Annotated in this window: 13 protein-coding genes and 3 pseudogenes; 13 read left to right on the top strand and 3 right to left on the bottom strand. The window is 41.2% G+C overall.

What is annotated here, in order from left to right; all coding sequences use genetic code 11:
* Window positions 1-429: 429 nt before the first annotated feature.
* A pseudogene (locus E0496_RS25935) lies at window positions 430-519 on the top strand (IS3 family transposase); the annotation flags it as partial.
* A gap of 31 nt (window positions 520-550) precedes the next feature.
* Here the strand turns inward: E0496_RS25935 and E0496_RS25930 are convergent.
* A pseudogene (locus E0496_RS25930) lies at window positions 551-1,877 on the bottom strand (LLM class flavin-dependent oxidoreductase).
* Between the two features lie 416 nt (window positions 1,878-2,293).
* Here E0496_RS25930 and E0496_RS25925 point away from each other — a divergent pair.
* The 12 genes from E0496_RS25925 to E0496_RS25870 all read left to right on the top strand — a co-directional run bounded on the left by E0496_RS25925 (window position 2,294) and on the right by E0496_RS25870 (window position 16,073).
* Window positions 2,294-2,833 carry a TetR/AcrR family transcriptional regulator gene (locus tag E0496_RS25925; RefSeq protein ID WP_161601578.1) on the top strand — a complete coding sequence of 180 codons (540 nt, stop codon included), beginning with the start codon at window positions 2,294-2,296 and terminating at the stop codon, window positions 2,831-2,833.
* A gap of 22 nt (window positions 2,834-2,855) precedes the next feature.
* A complete protein-coding gene (locus E0496_RS25920) occupies window positions 2,856-3,872 on the top strand; it encodes a hypothetical protein (protein ID WP_141504645.1) in 1,017 nt (338 codons plus the stop codon).
* A gap of 643 nt (window positions 3,873-4,515) precedes the next feature.
* Window positions 4,516-5,520: a response regulator transcription factor gene (locus E0496_RS25915; protein WP_161601577.1), complete on the top strand. Its 1,005-nt coding sequence runs from the start codon at window positions 4,516-4,518 to the stop codon at window positions 5,518-5,520.
* A 44-nt stretch (window positions 5,521-5,564) separates the two neighbouring features.
* A complete protein-coding gene (locus E0496_RS25910; RefSeq protein ID WP_206669866.1) occupies window positions 5,565-7,364 on the top strand; it encodes a cache domain-containing sensor histidine kinase in 1,800 nt (599 codons plus the stop codon).
* A 78-nt stretch (window positions 7,365-7,442) separates the two neighbouring features.
* Complete coding sequence (locus E0496_RS25905) at window positions 7,443-8,960, top strand: extracellular solute-binding protein (protein WP_141504642.1); 1,518 nt, start codon at window positions 7,443-7,445, stop codon at window positions 8,958-8,960.
* 29 nt (window positions 8,961-8,989) lie between these two features.
* Window positions 8,990-9,946 (top strand): ABC transporter permease, encoded by a 957-nt coding sequence (locus tag E0496_RS25900; RefSeq protein WP_241674998.1) that lies wholly within the window; start codon window positions 8,990-8,992, stop codon window positions 9,944-9,946.
* A 1-nt stretch (window position 9,947) separates the two neighbouring features.
* The gene (locus tag E0496_RS25895; RefSeq protein WP_141504641.1) at window positions 9,948-10,826 is read left to right on the top strand and encodes a carbohydrate ABC transporter permease; all 879 of its coding nucleotides are present in this window, start codon (window positions 9,948-9,950) and stop codon (window positions 10,824-10,826) included.
* Window positions 10,827-10,845: 19 nt separating this feature from the next.
* Complete coding sequence (locus tag E0496_RS25890; protein ID WP_141504640.1) at window positions 10,846-12,843, top strand: beta-galactosidase; 1,998 nt, start codon at window positions 10,846-10,848, stop codon at window positions 12,841-12,843.
* Window positions 12,840-13,565, top strand: a complete 726-nt coding sequence (locus tag E0496_RS25885; protein WP_241674997.1) for an SDR family oxidoreductase — start codon at window positions 12,840-12,842, stop codon at window positions 13,563-13,565. The genes E0496_RS25890 and E0496_RS25885 overlap by 4 nt, the downstream gene beginning before the upstream one ends.
* A 32-nt stretch (window positions 13,566-13,597) precedes the next feature.
* Window positions 13,598-14,074 (top strand): NanQ anomerase/TabA/YiaL family protein, encoded by a 477-nt coding sequence (locus E0496_RS25880; protein WP_141504639.1) that lies wholly within the window; start codon window positions 13,598-13,600, stop codon window positions 14,072-14,074.
* A gap of 50 nt (window positions 14,075-14,124) precedes the next feature.
* Window positions 14,125-15,081 (top strand): aldo/keto reductase, encoded by a 957-nt coding sequence (locus E0496_RS25875; RefSeq protein WP_175598121.1) that lies wholly within the window; start codon window positions 14,125-14,127, stop codon window positions 15,079-15,081.
* Window positions 15,082-15,125: 44 nt separating this feature from the next.
* Window positions 15,126-16,073, top strand: a complete 948-nt coding sequence (locus E0496_RS25870) for a dihydrodipicolinate synthase family protein (RefSeq protein WP_141504637.1) — start codon at window positions 15,126-15,128, stop codon at window positions 16,071-16,073.
* A gap of 317 nt (window positions 16,074-16,390) precedes the next feature.
* Here the strand turns inward: E0496_RS25870 and E0496_RS25865 are convergent.
* Window positions 16,391-16,611 (bottom strand): annotated as a pseudogene (locus E0496_RS25865) (aminopeptidase); the annotation flags it as partial.
* A 168-nt stretch (window positions 16,612-16,779) separates the two neighbouring features.
* Entirely contained in the window at window positions 16,780-17,616 is an 837-nt protein-coding gene (locus tag E0496_RS25855; protein WP_141504636.1) for a carbohydrate ABC transporter permease, read from the bottom strand.
* Window position 17,617 lies beyond the last annotated feature (1 nt).

The raw sequence follows: 17,617 nt of genomic DNA, 5'->3' as shown, positions 1-17,617 counted from the left end.
CATGCAACTGTCGTAACTATTGTAGGCGAATCGTACCGATTGAAGGATCATTTCGTTCAAGAGGACAAGTGATTTTGTACATCCTTAAACAAGCAAAAGTGTACATGTTTATGTTGACATTTACACTGGGCGTACTATATATTCATAACATTGGAATTTCCAATCGTACAGCGAACGCTGAAACAATTACTTCATTGGCTCAAAGGAAACATTCATTCATAAGCTATCTTTCACTGTGATCATGGCATTACTACACGCACCCCCAAACACGTTTTCATGTAGCGAAGGCTGGTTTTTAAGTAGCCTATGTCGTGAAAGGGAAACTGCTGGGATAATGCTTCCATGGAGTCGTTCTTTTTTCATATGAAGGCTGAATTAGAAGATAAAGATTGCATGTCAATTCAAGAATTACTTTAACGTGTAAATGAATACATCACTTATTACAATTCCGATCGTTATCAATGGACATTAAAAAAGATGACTCCTGTTAAATTCAGAAGTCATCTCATAACTACTTAAACTTCAAAGATCTTACATTAACTGACTATAATTATATTTCTATTTTTTCCTTGGACGCAGTGTAACGATTCACCGGAATTTGTAACCCCAGATTGCCACGCAATGTGTCATGCTCGTATTCAGTACGGTAGACGCCGCGCTCCTGCAGAATCGGTACGACCAGTTCCACGAAATCGGACAACCCACTCGGCAGTTCGGAAATAATAACGAAACCATCCGCAGCTTCTGCTTCGAACCACTCCTGAATCTTGTCAGCCACCCGCTCGGGTGTTCCTAAGAATTTACTCTTGGGTGTTGCTGCCCGTAAGGCCACTTCACGCAGTGTCAATTTTCCCTCCTTTGCATCCTGTTTGATTTTGTCCGTAGCGCTACGGAAGCTGTTGCTTCCAATACCATTCAGCTCGGGAAATTGTTCATCCAGTGGATATTGGGAGAAATCATGATGCTCAAAGAAACGTCCCAGGTATTCCAGCGCTCGATCAATCGTCACCAAGCTGGCAATTTCCTGATGTTTCTGTTCGGCTTCCTCTTCCGTGCGGCCAATGATCGTGTTGATCCCTGGCAAAATGACAATATCCTGTGGAGAACGTCCATAGGAAGCTGCACGGGTTTTGACATCCTTGTAAAAAGCTTGGCATCCTCAATCGAATCTTGTTCAGTCAATACAGCGTCCGCTTCCAAGGCAGCAAGGCTCCTTCCATCATCTGAAGAACCTGCTTGAAAAATGACAGGCTGACCCTGCCGCGAACGTGCAATGTTCAGCGGTCCCTGTACGGAGAAGAATTCTCCTTCATGATTAAGTGTACGTAGTTTGGAGGGGTCGAAGAAAACGCCTCTCTCTTTGTCTCTTAGAAATGCATCATCTTCCCACGAATCCCACAAGCCCTTGGTTACCTGTAAATGTTCCCCTGCAATCCGGTAACGTTCCCTGTGAGTAGGATGGTTGCTTCTACTGTAGTTTTTCGCCGAACCTTCAAGTGGCGAAGTTACCACGTTCCAGCCAGCACGTCCATTACTGATAAGATCAAGGGAACCGAGCTGTCTGGCAATGGTGAATGGATGACTGTATGTCGTAGAGATCGTTCCAACTAGACCAATTCGTGACGTGATTGCTGCCAGGGCGGACAACAAGCTGATGGGCTCGAATCGATTCAAAGCATGAGGAATGGATTTCTCTGTAATATACAGACCGTCAGCGATAAAAATAAGATCAAATTTGCCTTCTTCCGCTTTTAACGTCTGGAATTTACAAAATTCACACTGGCATCCGACTGCATTTCCGGGTGTCTCCAAGTAGTCATGCTTCCTCCTATACCGTGGACAATCGCTCCTAATTTCAAACTACGCTTAGCCGTCATTTACATTCCGCCACCTTCCTTGGGATTACGATAAATCAAGAGATCTCAAAGCCAATCTGGTATGAATTAAGTGTGAGGAAACTATACCACCAATTCCTATCAGTTAAATGAAATTATGGCTATAAATCTACTACTATCGCTTTTAGGCGTCAATAGATATGCCAATAGAATAAACCTATAGAACGATAGAAAGATTGAAGTACAAATGGAGAAGAACCGTTTTAAAACCAACGTTATCACTGTAAATATTTCTGACCATGTGAAAGATCTATGCTTTTGCAAATTTCGGCTCGATCAATTCACAGGAAATTTTGATATAGTATTGATTAACAGTGTACCTTAAGGTATACTAAACTAACTAGTACAGTAAACTAACTAGTACAGTAAACTGATTATTACATATGAAAGGAGGACTTATGTCAAAGCGCAAAAAAATTTTAGAAGTTGCTAATCAAATTATCAGAGAAAAAGGGATTAACAGTCTGACCATAGATACAATAATTGCAGAAGCAGATATCAGTAAGAGTGGTTTTTTGTATCATTTTCATAGTAAGGAAGATTTAATTTTGGCGCTCAATAAACAGGCCATGGATGAGACTAAATCTTTAATAGATGAAGAGATTAAATCCGGTAAAAGTTACACTCTTGCTTACCTCAACGTTGCAGCAATGCCAACAGATCCTCCATGCACATGGAGCTTGGAGACCAGTGTATTAGCTGGATCAACAACGGGAAGTAGAGATATTCTTTCCGAATGGGAAACCGTTTATAAAACTTTTAGAGAAAAATCAGATTCGGAAAATATAACTCCTGAATTAGCAATGGTAATAAGACTGGTTTGTGACGGATTATGTTTCTCTGATTTATTTAAATTAGATCCACTAACTCCACATGAGAGAAAAAGTGTTATTCAGTTTTTAACAGATATTGTAATTGAGAATAATCCAAATAATTAATCAGAAAAAAGGAGGAATTGATATGACAAATAATAAAACACCTTTGCCAATACTCATCATAGGAGGGGCAGGAGTTGTAGGGTCTGCAGCCGCACGTCATCTGCGGGCTGCACACCCCAGCTTGCCGCTGACCATTGGTGGCCGAAACCTCGATAAGGCTCAAAAACTTGCAGAAGAGCTCGGTTTCGCATCTGCTGTCGTAGTGAACTTAGACGTGCAGGATCTTGGTCTTAAAAATGAGGAATATTCAGGTGTCATTGGAGCACTGCAAGACTTGAAATTTGCAGGTCAGCGGTTCGCGCAGCAACGCCGCATTCCTTTTGTAACTATCTACGGTAGTTCAGCAACCGTCGCACAAGACTTTTCCGTATTTGCTGCCGGCCCCCGCGAATCTGCAGTCGTACATGCAAGTCACTGGTCAGGGGGAATTCCAACGATTTTGGCGCTCCAATCCGCGTCGGAGCTTGCACGCGTAGATGATATCAGAATCCTTGCCGTATACGATTTCAAAGACGCAGCTGGCCCTATGTCACAAACTGAAGTAACGATGGATGGCGGTGCGCCGCTCTACTTCCGGAATGGTTACTTCAACCTAGCCAATGATGATTCTCAAAAAATTGTCACGGCTCAAGCGGTTGATGGGGCAGAGATCACTGCAAATATCACTGCAATGGTTGATTCTCTAAGCCTTGGGACAGCCTTCCCAAATGCGACGAGTCTGTTTGCTGTCGAGTTCGGTGATTCCTCAGGAACTCGTTCTGGAAGTGCAGTTACTCACGACATCGCGATTCTTGTTTCGGGGGAAGACCGGCATGGATCATCAGTGATTATCCGCCAAGATTTAGTCGACCCATATGGCCAACTTGATCAGACGGGACTAGGTGCGGCTTTGGTCATGGAGCGTGTACTCGGACTTGATGGAGGAGACGCTATTCAGCCTGGCTTCTATTACCCTGAACACATACTCCAACCCGAAGGTGTCGAAAACCGGGTGTTAGACCGTGGTATTAAGTTAACTAGAACTACCTCCTCGAGATGATTCATGCTACTTGAGTTACACAGTTCCGTTATTGAGAATATCAAAAATCTAAACAAGAGGTTCTTCTGGCATGATATGCAGATGGGCCTCTTGTTCTTTATTACTTAAAACTCAAAGTCAAATTAGCTACGGCTATCTGCAACAGATATGTACGGAGCGTAATCATACCTATTAAGTAAAGGCCAGACGATGAAAGCTTGTTCCACCGTGGATAAGGTGACGATACATCTAACAACGACCTTCAATCCCGTGAAGGTCGTTTGTGCCTCTGCCTCACAAACTGACAAAATGGAAAGCCTTGAGCTAAAGGTAGGTATATCCGAATCAATGGTCGGCCCGCTTTTGAACCGGATTTGTTTCGTGAGGTGGTCGCGGCTCTCACGCGAATGAATATCACCATCATGGTGGTAATTCCCCCAAATATTCAACCTCTTCTTTATTCTTAAACTTTAACCAACATAACTCCAAATATTATTTAATTGATAGCGAATTGAAAATGGGAACATTAAGTGATTTCTGATATGAAAAAACTGATTAACAAATGTCGTTAAGGAAAATAAGATCAGATAACAAATAAGAAAATCGTCTATATTTAATCTGTTAAAATTAAATAATATAAGGGGGAGATAGGATGTATCACATATTGGTTGTAGAGGATGAACCATGGATTCGCAGTTCGATTGTACAGATGGTTAATCTGATTGACGGTGATTTCGTGATTGCTAGCGAAGCGCGAAACGGTGAAGAAGCTTGGACATTGATTCAGGAGTTATGGCCGATTATTCTAATAACGGATATTATGATGCCCACGATGGATGGATTGACGCTCATAGAGAAAATTGTTGAACATAACATACCGATGACCTTTATTGTAGTTAGCGGTTTTGATAACTTTCAATACGCTCAAAAGGCGATGCATTATGATGTTAGCGAATATTTATTAAAGCCTGTAGACATGAACCAACTTCATAATGCACTAAAGCGATCGGTCCAGCAAATAGGTCATATTAGCAGTATGAATGAATTGTTGCTGCGGTTTCAAAAACTGTTAGATGGAATGGATCCAATGGATACGCCAACCCTCTTTAAAAAAATGTCTGGTTTAATTGAATCGGTTCTGCGACTTACCTTCATTAACGAATCCGCCAAATTCAACCTTCTGCGCATCTTTGAACAGAAGCTGTGCTCTTTAATAAATGAAGAATCCAGCGATGCTGCGCTCGTTGGATTAAATAAATCTATGAGTGATTTAACGATTCGTCAACATTTTCAAACATTAACAGAAAAGTGGATGATAAGGAGACATCATGAAGAAAAAACCAATCAGAACTATATTATGAAAAAAGCCTGCGAATATATTCATATTCACTATATGAAAGATATATCGTTAACAGAAATGGCCGAGTTTACTTGCATGAGCATTTCTCATTTCAGCTTGTGGTTTAAACGTTATACTGGAAAAACATTGGTTAATTACATCCATGAGACAAGAATCAATAAGGCGAAGGATTTGTTACGTGAGACTCGATTGAAGGTTTACGAAATTGCTGAGCAGGTAGGGTTTACAACTCAGCCTTATTTTATTCGCGTGTTTAAAAATACAATGGGCTTATCACCTAATGAATACAGAAGGTCGCTTGGCTTATGATGATTCTGCAGCGATTTCTCTATAAATTTTCTATCCGCAGGAAGATGATAGTCGGTTTTCTGGCAGTGAGCTTTATTGCCGTTTTTACGATTGCGCTATCCGCCCATTATTATTACACCAAAGCAACTACGAAGGATTTTTATAATATTGCCCAAGGCTCCTCAGCTAGTCTGAATAATCAACTGGACCGCTATTTTAAGCAAATGGCGCAATCCACATATGCTATGATAGCCGGTCCTTTACGAGATTCGAGTGACCCTTTAATGACAAGCCCGGGAACGGGGATTATTCAGCAATGGCTTTCAGGAAAGGTTAAGCTTACTTCCTATAACAAGCTGCTCATTGAAGATTTATTTAGAAGATACATTACCTTGAATTATTCGGAAATTGAAAGCCTTGTATTAATGTCAGTAGAGGGTGGAGTTATCTCATCGGATGGACAATCCGGTGTAACTGCCCATAGTCAAGAGCCGTGGTTTATTTTACCGTTTGATCGAACCACGCAAGTCATACCCACGCATCTCTCTCAACCGAATCGCGTACCTGTTGTTTCATTACTTATCCCCATCTACAGCACAAATAATGTCAAGATTGTCGGACGTCTCGTCATTAATTTATCGCTTAACGTGTTCAGTGAGATTATGGGTAAAACGATGATAGGCGAGACGGGTTATTTTTTCATTTTATCATCCGATAATACGATTGTGTTCCACCCTGACAGTTTATTGCAAGGAATTAAGCTGACAGACTCTCCAATTAGTCATTTACAGATACTTGAGCCAAATAAGCAGCAGCGAGTGGAAAATCAAGATTACTTAACCACATATACCCAATCTGATTTTACGAGTTGGAAAGTTGCTGCAGTCGTCCCTTTGAATGAAATGGCTACAGGTCTTAACGTCGCCCGCGACTCGATTATTATGGTTGTGTTGTTATTATTGTCCTTCGTAATTCTGATTGTGCCATTGTTCACTAAGCTATTGGTCGATCCGATTATTAAGCTCAAAAAAATGATGCAAGAGGTGCAGAGAGGTAATTTAGCTGTCAAAGCTGATTTCTATCCTGGTCAGGATGAGCTGCAAATATTAGGCAGCAGCTTCAATAAAATGATTATTCAACTTAATGCACTAATCGATAAAGTATACAGATTTCAGCTTAGAGAAATGAGTCTGGAATTAAAGCAGAAAGATGCGATGATCCAAGCGCTTCAAAATCAAATTAATCCGCACTTTTTGTACAACTCCCTAGACATCATTAAAAGCATTGCTTTTTTAGAGGAGGTCCCCAAAATTGAAAAGATGGTAAGCAATCTGGCAGCGTTCTTCCGTTATACAGCCAAGTTGGACAAGATTGAGGTGAATCTGGGTGATGAGTTGAATCATCTGAAAACATACCTGGAAATAATTCATATACGCTTTACTCATAATTTTCAAAGTCAAAATTTTGTGAATGAAAAGTTTTTGAATGTAAGCCTTGTTAAACTGACGCTTCAACCGATTGTGGAGAATGCGGTTAAGTATGCTGTAGAACGAAATAATGGAAATGCTACGATTATCATAAGTGCTTACAATGATCAGGACGATCTGATTATTGAAGTAGTCGACAATGGTCCAGGTATGGAGGAAGATAGGCTTTTGGAGATTCAACAGAATATGATGCGCATGGCTGCCAAAGGAGAACTTATCCAACCAACAGATTCATTGGGCCTGGCAAATGTACATGCTCGTCTAGTGCTGCAGTATGGATTTAGGTATGGATTGACCCTTACTTCCTTCTTGGGAAGGGGAACTATAGTTTCGATTCGGATTCCAATTAAAAAAGTGAAATCGGATAACGATTCGTAGAATATTGCAAGAAAACGCTTACAAAAACATTATACAATAAAGCAGTAAGCTAATAACGATTCATATGGAGGGTTTAGAATGATTAAGTGGGTGAAATTATCAATTGGTTTAAGCTTACTGTTTCTAGTTGTTGCTTGTTCAAAAAATAGCGGGGGCGTGGAGCCTTCAAAAACAGGAGATACTGCAGGAAAGCGGGAAGTAGTGGCAATAACCTTAATGCCCCCATCATGGGATGGATTAAAATGGCGGGATGATCATCCAATCATTGAATATATCAATAAGAAATTTGATGTTAAATTAAAAATAATGTGGACAGATGGTGCTACTTATAAGGATAAACTCAATGTTTTAGCCGCATCAGGTAATTTGCCGGATTCTTATCGTGTTGAGCCTGAGAACTTTGTTGCTTGGCAGAAGGAAGGAGCTTTTCTTGACCTTGAGCCGTTACTTCCTAACTATCCGACTTTATCTGCTACTTATCCTGATGAGACTTGGGATTTGCTTAATCCAAAAGGGAATCGTTATGGCATGCCGATGGGTACTACTCCAATCCGTGATAGCTACCAAATTCGTGAGGATTGGTTGGAAAACGTGGGAATTCCAATGCCCAAGGAAGATTCTTTCACAGTGGATGATTTTTATAAAATAATTAAAGCTTTCGGAACTGCTGATCCAAACAAGTCAGGTAAAAAAGATACATTAGGCTTTTCAATCAGCAATGATTTAGGCAACTCAACTCAGCTAAAGGCAGCTTTTGGATTAGCAAATGGTTGGCAGTTAGTGGATGGAAAGTTAATTTCGGCCTATGAACAGCCTAAGGAAATGAAGGATTACCTCGGATTCCTGCACAAATTATATGCAGAGGATTTGCTGGATAAGGATTTTATCAATAAAGTTGGTTTAAATGTATACGGTGATTTCCAAGCTGGACGATTAGGGATTTATACAAGCTATTCTGCTGCGCTTAGGTCTGACAGTGAGAAATTAAGATCCATTCAACCCTCTGCCAAGTTAGTGCAACTGCCCCCTCCAATTGGACCTTCAGGGTTAAGAGGAAACCCAACTAAGATTATAGGCGATAATAAAATTGTTATTAATGGAACGATTGATAAAGACAAGCAAGCACGAATATTGGAGATCTACGATTGGTGGGCCAGTGATGAAGGAACGAGTATTATGCTAAATGGCTTTGAGGATTCACATTATAAGAAGAATGCGGACGGTAACTATGAAGTATTGCCATTGACAGAAACGGATTTGCCGCGACTAATGACTAACTTTTTCTTCGCTAGAGGAGGATTGAACCATAGTGCATTTATTTATACAGATCCCACGCTTATTGATTTTGATAAAGCATATTTAGCTAATAATGAGAAATATCCATATCCGAATGCAGCAGCAGGAATTCAAGCTTTGTCGCCAGCTTACCAAGAAAAGTGGAAGAATCTAGACATTAAGTTTAGAGAAACACAGCTTAAAATTATTATCGGTAAAGAACCGATGGATAGTCTTGAAGCAGCTATTTCGGAATGGAAAACAACGGGTGGAGATCAAATAACCAAAGAAATTAATGAGGCTTATCAGACCTATAAATAATACCTTCTGGAAGTAAGGAGTCATCCTAAATGCAGATGAATGTTCAACCTAAGCTTCAGCCCGTTTCCAAGGGGCTGAAGCATATTATACGGAATCATTATCTAAGAAGAACGATTCCGATCTATTGTATGATTCTTCCGGGATTACTGTATTTTATTATTTTTAAATACATCCCGATGTTTGGTGTGCTAATATCCTTCCAAAATTACAGTCCATTTCGTGGGGTCATGGGAAGTGATTGGGTTGGACTGGAACACTTCACACGTCTATTCTCTGAACAGAACTTTCTGGTATTGTTGAAAAACACGATCATGCTCAATTTGATTGATATCCTCTTTTTCTTTCCTGCACCTATCTTGTTTGCGTTATTGCTCAATGAAATTAGGTTGAAATGGTTTAAAACATCGGTCCAAACGCTTGTTTATTTACCACATTTCCTATCCATGGTGGTTATTGTAGGCATTACGAGTATCTTATTTTCAACTGAATTTGGTGGCGTTAATGCATTGTTGGAGGGTTTAGGGCTGTCACGAATAGCAATACTTGGCGATCCGGAAGCTTTTCGCTGGATCTGGCTATTTCAAAATATATGGAAAGAAGTCGGCTGGAGTGCGATTATTTTCTTAGCGGCTTTAGGATCGATTGATCCTGCGTTATATGAAGCAGCAGTAGTGGATGGAGCTAAGAGATGGCGACAAATATGGCATATTACGCTTCCATCGCTTGTTCAAGTGATTCTAATTCTATTTATTCTACGCTTAGGCAGCTTTATAGATTTGGGATTCGAGCATATCTTTCTGCTGCAAAATCCACTTAATCTGTCTGTTTCCGAGGTGTTTGATACGTATATTTATCGGGTTGGAATTTTGCAAGGACAGTTCAGCTATACCACCGCAGTCGGACTATTTAAATCCATTGTTGGCTTGGTTCTGATATTGAGTGCGAACTTTATTGTGAAACGTTCGGACAGAGAAGGGGTGTTCTAAGATGAAAAAATTAGACATCCGCGGGAATGAGAAACATTTTGACCTTACCATCTACTTTATTTTAATCATTTGGAGTTTGATCATTATCATTCCTGTGCTTTATGTGTTTATGACATCTTTTGCTTCGGAGAAAGAATATCTAACACGAGGATTTTTTATTATCCCACGTGACTGGACAATGCAAGCTTATGAATATTTACTCGGTAATAATAACTTTCTGCAAAGCTTTAAAAATGCCATTTTGATTACGGCTATTGGCACCTTTATTAGTATTTCGATGACTACTTTAATGGCATATGGTTTATCAAAGAAATGGCTGAAAGGCAGAAGCTTAATGAATTTTATGGTTGTTTTCACGATGTTGTTCTCTGGTGGAATGATTCCAACGTACTTGGTTGTCAACTCCCTAGGTATGATCGATACATTCTGGGCGATATGGATGACTAGCGCAATTGCACCCTTCTATTTAATTGTCATGCGCAGCTTTTTCGCTTCAATTCCTTATGAATTGGAAGAGGCAGCCAGATGTGATGGCTGCGGTGAATGGAGAATGTTTATCAGTATTATTCTGCCCTTGGCCAAAGCGGCAATTGCAACATTTCTTTTATTTTATATGGTTGGCTATTGGAGTACGTATTTTAGTGCAGTTCTTTATTTAAATGATCCCTCAAAATGGCCGTTACAGGTCTTTTTAAGACAGATGTTAATTGTGAACGAAACGATGGAGGAGTCCTCGGTATTCATGGATGCGGTAGTGAGATATACACCGGGTGCCAAAATGGCTGCAATCGTGATATCAACCTTGCCGATGATGCTGATTTACCCCTTTGTACAAAAGCATTTCAATAAAGGCATGCTTTTGGGATCTGTAAAAGGTTAGAAGATAGGAGGTCATATAAATGCGAGTAGGCGTAGCCTATTATCCAGAACATTGGGATGAAGCTTATTGGGAACTCGATGCTAAGAAGATGCAAGAAATAGGCGTCTCTATTGTCAGGCTTGCTGAATTTTCCTGGAGCCGAATGGAGCCCGAAGAGGACGTATTTACTTTTGACTGGCTTGATCGCGCTATTGATATAATGTTTCGACATGGTATCGAAATTGTTCTTGGTACACCAACATCAGCACCGCCTAATTGGTTTATGGAGAAATACCCGGATGCTTATATACTTGATGACCGTTTACAGCCACGTTATGAGGGCATTCGTGGGCATCGCTGTGTCAATAGTCCTTCGTTGGCGAAACGGTCGGTTGTTATTGTTGAACAGATGGCACAGCGTTATGCAGTTCATCCAGCTATAATTGGCTGGCAGATTGATAATGAATTCGAGCTGTCCCTTTGCAACTGTCCGAACTGTGAGCGCGAATTTCGAGAATGGGCGTTTAAGAAATTCGATTCACTTGAGGTGTTGAATAATGCTTGGGGAACTGTTGTCTGGAGTGGCGAGTATAGCAATTGGAGTCAGTTACATACGCCGCGAGGTGGGAAGAGGCAATTAAATCCAGCTTTTCAGCTTGATTATCATCGTTTTCAGAATCAATCGCTTGCTGCGTATCAGCAACTGCAAATTGAGATCCTGCGCCGACATTGTCCTGGAAAATTTGTTACTCATAATATGTGGGAGGATCCGTTAGCAATTGATTATTATAAGCTGTTTGAGCCGCTTGATTTTGCCGGGACTGATTATTATATTGCCAGTAATCCCGAGCAGCTCCCGACTTCAGCATATAACGGTGCCTATTATTTAGATCAGGCGCGAGGCTTGAAACAGCAGAATTTCTGGATTATGGAAACTAACAGTGGTTTCGGCAATAGCTGCTGGGGGCCGGCTCGACGAACGATGCCGCCTGGTTTTTTGAGAGCGGTTATGTGGCAGTGCATATCACGTGGTGCAGACGTAGTCATGAACTATTTATGGCGTGGGTCCATGTCAGGTTCAGAACAGCTGTCCTCAGGTATTATGGGACATGCCAACCAGCCATCAACTCGCCGATTAGTAGAATATACACAGATTTGCGGTGAAATAAATCGATTATCAGATTCACTTGATGGGACGACACTTAACAATGATATTGAGATTTTCTATTCACATGAAATTCATCGTGCCTTGCAAATTCAACCTCAGATTAAAGATGGATTGAATTACGATAAAATTCAAAAATTTTATCATACCGCATTTAATAACCTTGGTGTCGGTACGGACGTTATTCACTGGAATTCAAATAAACTAAATTCCTATAAATTGATTGTCGCACCTTATTTATTTTTGATGAACCATGAAATGGTATATCGCTTGGAAGGATTTGTGAGTGCGGGCGGCACACTTGTACTAACTAACCGCAGCGGAATCAAGGATATGAATAATAATGTCTCGCCAACACTAGCTCCAGGGCTCCTTGCTAATATCGCGGGTTTAACCGTTGAGGAGTGGGATGCTATTGGGCAAGATGGCCAACACCAAGTAATGAGTCGAAACGGACGAATCTACAAAATTACAGATTGGGCGGACATTATCGCACCGACTAGCGCATCTCCTATTGCATGGTATAACAACGACTATTTTGCTGGTAGAGCCGCAGTGACAGTAAATAACTTAGGTAAGGGTAAGGTTTATTACATCGGTGCTAATTTTGAGCTTGATTATTTAATAGAGCTATTCGGGCAAATTGTAGATGACTTAAAGATTACACGCATTCCCAATTTACCTAATGGGGTTCATGCCTCAATTCGCAGAAAAGCAACTAAGTTTTATCTTTTTCTGATTAATTTTACAGATGAGAGGAAGACGATTGTGTTGGAGCATGCCTGTTATAGTTTATTTGACGGTCCGATTCCGATGGGGCCACTCAATTTACCACCTTTTGGGGTTGAGATTCTGTGTGAAGGGACTGAATGAGAATAGCTAGAACGGCATTGGTCACGGGGGCTGGCAGAGGACTCGGATTTGCGCTAGTAAAAGAATTGCTGGCAAGTGACTACACAGTTTTTGCGGGAAGACGCAGCGAACAAGGAGATTTTCTTGATTCACTTCCGCAGGAAGATAAAGAACGGCTGCATATCGTGCCACTGGATATCGCTAATGATGAGAGCGTTAGAGCAGCGACAGTCACCATCTCAGGTGAGAAAGGGCACCTCGATTTAGTTTTCAACAATGTTGGTGTAAGCACTAAGCACAAGCCAACAATTAATCAATCTTTTGATATGGAAGAGCTAATTCGATTATTTAATATAAACGCGCTTGGAGCGCTTAGAGTTACTAGCATGATAATGCCGTTACTCCTGTGCGGAAGCCTACGAACCGTGGTGACGATATCTTCGGAAGCAGGTAGCCTAGCGCGGATGAAAAGTAAGAATTGGTATGGTTATTCCATGTCCAAGGCTGCACTCAACATGCAATCGATTCTGGTCCATAACGATCTGCGAGAGCAGGGTGGCAGGGTGCTTATATTCCATCCCGGATGGATGCAAACCTACATCAATGGGGAACTGGATACAAAAGCAAGCTACACCCCTGAATTCTCCGCCAAGAAAATTATCGAGCTTATGCATGCACATATCGATTACAACGGAGATCAGCCGGCATTTCTGGATATTCACGGACAGCAATTGCCTTGGTAAGTCTAAGGACTTCAGTATGAAGGGGGATAGCTATGATTTGGAGTGGGATTTCAGCTTGGGAAGCTGAAAAGATGAGCTACCCAGAGGCAATTCTTCGAGGAATGAATTTTATCCGCGAGAATGATTTGAACGAACTTAAGCTTGGTAAACATATGATTGAAGGCGATTTGTTATTTGCACTTGTTCAGGAAACGATCACTAAGGACTTTCAATTTCAGAAGCCGGAATCGCATAAACAATATATTGATATTCAATATTTAGTATGCGGTGAGGAAAGAATAGGTGTAGTGAAGCTCTCGAATCAATCAATTTTAATTGAAGACCTTTTGGTAGACCGAGATGTAGCATTCTATGGACAGCTGGAGAATGAAGTGGAATTAATTCTACATCCGGGCGATTATGCTATCTTTTTTCCATCCGATATTCACAGACCTTGCTGCACACTAAAAACAGATCAGTTGATTCGCAAGGTGGTCATTAAAATTCACATCAGCTTGCTTAACAGCTAAAGGAGATACACATATTGAATCACTCAGCTTTGAACAACAGATACAGCAGTATGACCTACAATCGCTGCGGAGCAAGCGGGCTTAAGCTGCCTGCAATTTCACTGGGGATGTGGCACAATTTCGGAAGCGGTGATAATTATGAAACAGCCAGCTTGATAGTAAAGCGTTCTTTCGATCTGGGAATTACTCACTTTGATTTAGCTAACAATTATGGCCCGCCTCCTGGTTCAGCGGAAGAAACCATTGGCACAATCATACAACGAGATTTTCTTGCTTATCGTGATGAGCTGATCATTTCCACTAAATCAGGCTATAAAATGTGGGAAGGTCCTTATGGCGAATGGGGATCCAAAAAGAATATGGTAGTGAGTCTGGATCAAAGTCTGAAACGAATGAAGCTTGAATATGTTGATATTTATTATCATCATAGACCAGACCCCGAGACCCCGCTTGAAGAAACGATGTCTGCCTTGGATTTAATTGTTCGACAAGGAAAAGCGTTATATGTCGGGGTTTCCAATTATAGTCCTGATCAGACTAAGCAAGCAGTTGATATTTTACGATCATTAGGTACAGCTTGCTTGATTCATCAGCCGCAATATTCGATGCTCGGCCGTAAGGTTGAAGATGGACTGTTGGATGTGCTGATGCAGGAGGGGATAGGTTGCATTGCTTTTTCACCGCTTCACAAAGGAATTTTAACAGATCGTTACTTGAAAGGGATACCTGAGGATTCACGTGCAGCAGGGAAGAGCAACTTTCTGCGTCCGGAGGAATTAACCGATCAGGTTATGGCACGGGTCAATCAATTGAATGAAATGGCTCGGAAGCGTGGGCAAAAACTGTCGCAAATGGCGTTAGCCTGGGTGTTGCGTGGCGGTCGAGTAACCTCTGCACTAATCGGGGCAAGTAAAGTAAGCCAGATTGAGGATGCGGTTAGTGCACTTAACAATCTAACCTTTAGTGATGAAGAACTAAAACAGATAGACGACATCCTTGTTGGTTAAAGCAATGGGGTTCTAGACTAATAATAATGAGAGGTGGTATTTATATGAATGCAAAACTAAAATCAGAAGTGAAAGAGACACCCAGTGGAGTATGGCCTGTGATGATTACACCGTACACCGATAATAATGAGGTTGATTATGAGGGACTTGAACAAGTAATTAATTGGTATATCAACAATGGTGTTCATGGTTTGTTCGCTGTTTGTCAATCGAGTGAAATGACACTAATGTCCTTGAAAGAAAGAGTGGCAGTCGCACGGTTTGTAAAGGAAAAGGCTGCGGGAAGAGTTCCTGTTGTTGCTTCAGGACATATATCTGAATCGTTTGATGATCAGCTTGAGGAAATCAAGCAGGTTTCGGCAACTGGGATTGATGCTTTTGTATTGGTGACGAACCGACTTGCTGGACAAGATGAGGATGATCAGGTTTGGAAGAGCAATGCAGAGAGAATATTAAAAGAATTCCCTGAGGTAACCTTTGGACTTTATGAGTGCCCAATGCCTTACCATAGATTGCTAACACCGGAGTTATTAAAATGGTGTGGTGAAACAGGCCGCTTCACGTTCGTTAAGGAGTGCAGCAATAACCTTGAACAGATTAAAGCAAAGCTTAAAGCCGTCGAAGGCACTCCAATCAAAATATATATTGCTAACAATCCACATGTGCTTGAATTCATGCAATTAGGTGGTGGCGGATATAGCGGAATGCTGGCAAATTTCCAACCAGATTTATATTCATGGCTGACTGATAACTGGGATAAGCAGCCTGAAAAAGCAGAATTGCTGCAAAACTATCTAGGTGCTTCTTGTTTATATGAAAGCAGAAATTATCATATTGGCAGTCGCTATTATATGCAACTTGATGGACTTACAATCGGATTAAAAAATCGTTCGAAAAGAGTGGCGGATTTTAAAGTAACTCATCAACGTGAAGTAGAGCAATTCAGAAAATTTAATCAATATGTGAAGAAAACGCTTCTTCTGCCCATTTAAGCTTTAAATGAATTGTAATATACTTTAGCCAATTACTACTAGGTTGAGGATGTAAGTATTTAGCCTGTGATCTGCCGTTCAATTTGGAACAAACAGAATCACAGGTTAACTTTTTTTATCGGGCAAGATAGTTATGGATGTCTTGATGGTTCTATGTCTTACCTGTAATGGTAGGAGTTAGATTTGCTTCTTAGCAGCATGTCCTTAATAGAAGAGGATAAACGTCATGGCAAATTCATTAACCCATATATTACCACGCGTAATAATGAGGATCTTTCTCTGAATTTACACACTCCACCTTTTTTTTCATTTTGAAGCGTAATGCTGCTGTTCACGCCGCTTGCCTCAAGCTCCTCCGGCGACATCGTTTACCGCCTTCGATGTTGAACGCTTAGCCGCTGCCGATTGGGAAATGATTGGATACATTCTCATCGAACAACGTGTTGAAGAACAAAATGCCCGATTGGGAGATCGGGGATTCATGCGGTACAAGCGCAACCTCGCCAAGAAAATGTGAGCCTTCATCCATATCGACCAATATAATGACTTTATGATCGGTGCCACCAATATGGATATTGATGGCATCAATTTCGATGGAACGGTCGTACCGGTATTTCGCAAGGGCGGCTGGGCCATATAACAAATGACAAACGCTTCTCCACCAGAAATGGGATGGAGAAGCGTTTGTTTGGTTATGAGTATCTGATTATTTAATGCCTGATGTGGCAACGCCTTCGACAAAATGCTTCTGTGCAAAGAAAAACACGAGCATCGGCGGCAGGATAGATAGAATGGACATCGCAAACAATGATCCCCATTGAATTTGGGCAGCATTGTCAACAAACATCTGAAGAGCTAGTTGAACGGTGAACTTGCGTACCTCATTTAAATAAAGCAACTGCTCAAAATAGTCATCCCAGCTCCAGAGAAACGAGAAGATGGCTACCGTATAAATAACGGGCTTACAGTTGGGAAGTAGAATGAGAAGAAACGTACGGAACGGCCCGCAGCCGTCAACAATCGCAGCCTCGTCCAATTCGCGGGGAATGCCGCGCATGAACTGAATCATCAAATAGACAAAAAATACGTTAGTCGCCAGAAAAGCTGGAACGACCAATGGCAGGTAGGTATTAATCCAACCGATATCAGAGAAGATGACATAACGCGGAATGAGCAGCACCTGTCCAGGCAGCATCAGCGTGCCAAGCAGAACAGAGAACCATAGCCGCTTCAAGGGAAATGTCATACGTGCGAACGGAAAGGCGACAAGACAGCATGAAATAATGCTGCCCGCAACAACGAGCAAAGAGATCATCATAGAGTTAAGAAAGAAATTTGCAAAAGTAAAGCCGGGTACGGCTGACCATCCCTTAGCATAATTACTCCAAATAAATTCGCTTGGCCAGAAGCTGGATACCGTGAATATTTCATTATTAGCTTTGAAGCTGCCCAGCAGCAGCCACAAAATCGGGTAAATCATACATAGGCTGAGTGCGATCAGCATGACATGTTTCAAGACAGCAAGCGGCAATCGCATCGTCATA

Origin of the sequence: Paenibacillus luteus (assembly GCF_006542765.1) — a bacterium.
Taxonomy (GTDB): Bacteria; Bacillota; Bacilli; order Paenibacillales; family Paenibacillaceae; genus Pristimantibacillus; species Pristimantibacillus luteus.
This window is presented reverse-complemented; position numbering and strand designations above follow the sequence as displayed.

Bases quoted from the DNA above. Each gene is read 5' to 3' on its own strand.
- E0496_RS25925 (WP_161601578.1), top strand. From the start codon at position 2,294: ATGTCAAAGCGCAAAAAAATTTTAGAAGTTGCTAATCAAATTATCAGA.
- E0496_RS25920 (WP_141504645.1), top strand. From the start codon at position 2,856: ATGACAAATAATAAAACACCTTTGCCAATACTCATCATAGGAGGGGCA.
- E0496_RS25910 (WP_206669866.1), top strand. From the start codon at position 5,565: ATGATAGTCGGTTTTCTGGCAGTGAGCTTTATTGCCGTTTTTACGATT.
- E0496_RS25905 (WP_141504642.1), top strand. From the start codon at position 7,443: ATGATTAAGTGGGTGAAATTATCAATTGGTTTAAGCTTACTGTTTCTA.
- E0496_RS25900 (WP_241674998.1), top strand. From the start codon at position 8,990: ATGCAGATGAATGTTCAACCTAAGCTTCAGCCCGTTTCCAAGGGGCTG.
- E0496_RS25895 (WP_141504641.1), top strand. From the start codon at position 9,948: ATGAAAAAATTAGACATCCGCGGGAATGAGAAACATTTTGACCTTACC.
- E0496_RS25890 (WP_141504640.1), top strand. From the start codon at position 10,846: ATGCGAGTAGGCGTAGCCTATTATCCAGAACATTGGGATGAAGCTTAT.
- E0496_RS25885 (WP_241674997.1), top strand. From the start codon at position 12,840: ATGAGAATAGCTAGAACGGCATTGGTCACGGGGGCTGGCAGAGGACTC.
- E0496_RS25880 (WP_141504639.1), top strand. From the start codon at position 13,598: ATGATTTGGAGTGGGATTTCAGCTTGGGAAGCTGAAAAGATGAGCTAC.
- E0496_RS25875 (WP_175598121.1), top strand. From the start codon at position 14,125: ATGACCTACAATCGCTGCGGAGCAAGCGGGCTTAAGCTGCCTGCAATT.
- E0496_RS25870 (WP_141504637.1), top strand. From the start codon at position 15,126: ATGAATGCAAAACTAAAATCAGAAGTGAAAGAGACACCCAGTGGAGTA.
- E0496_RS25855 (WP_141504636.1), bottom strand. From the start codon at position 17,616: ATGACGATGCGATTGCCGCTTGCTGTCTTGAAACATGTCATGCTGATC.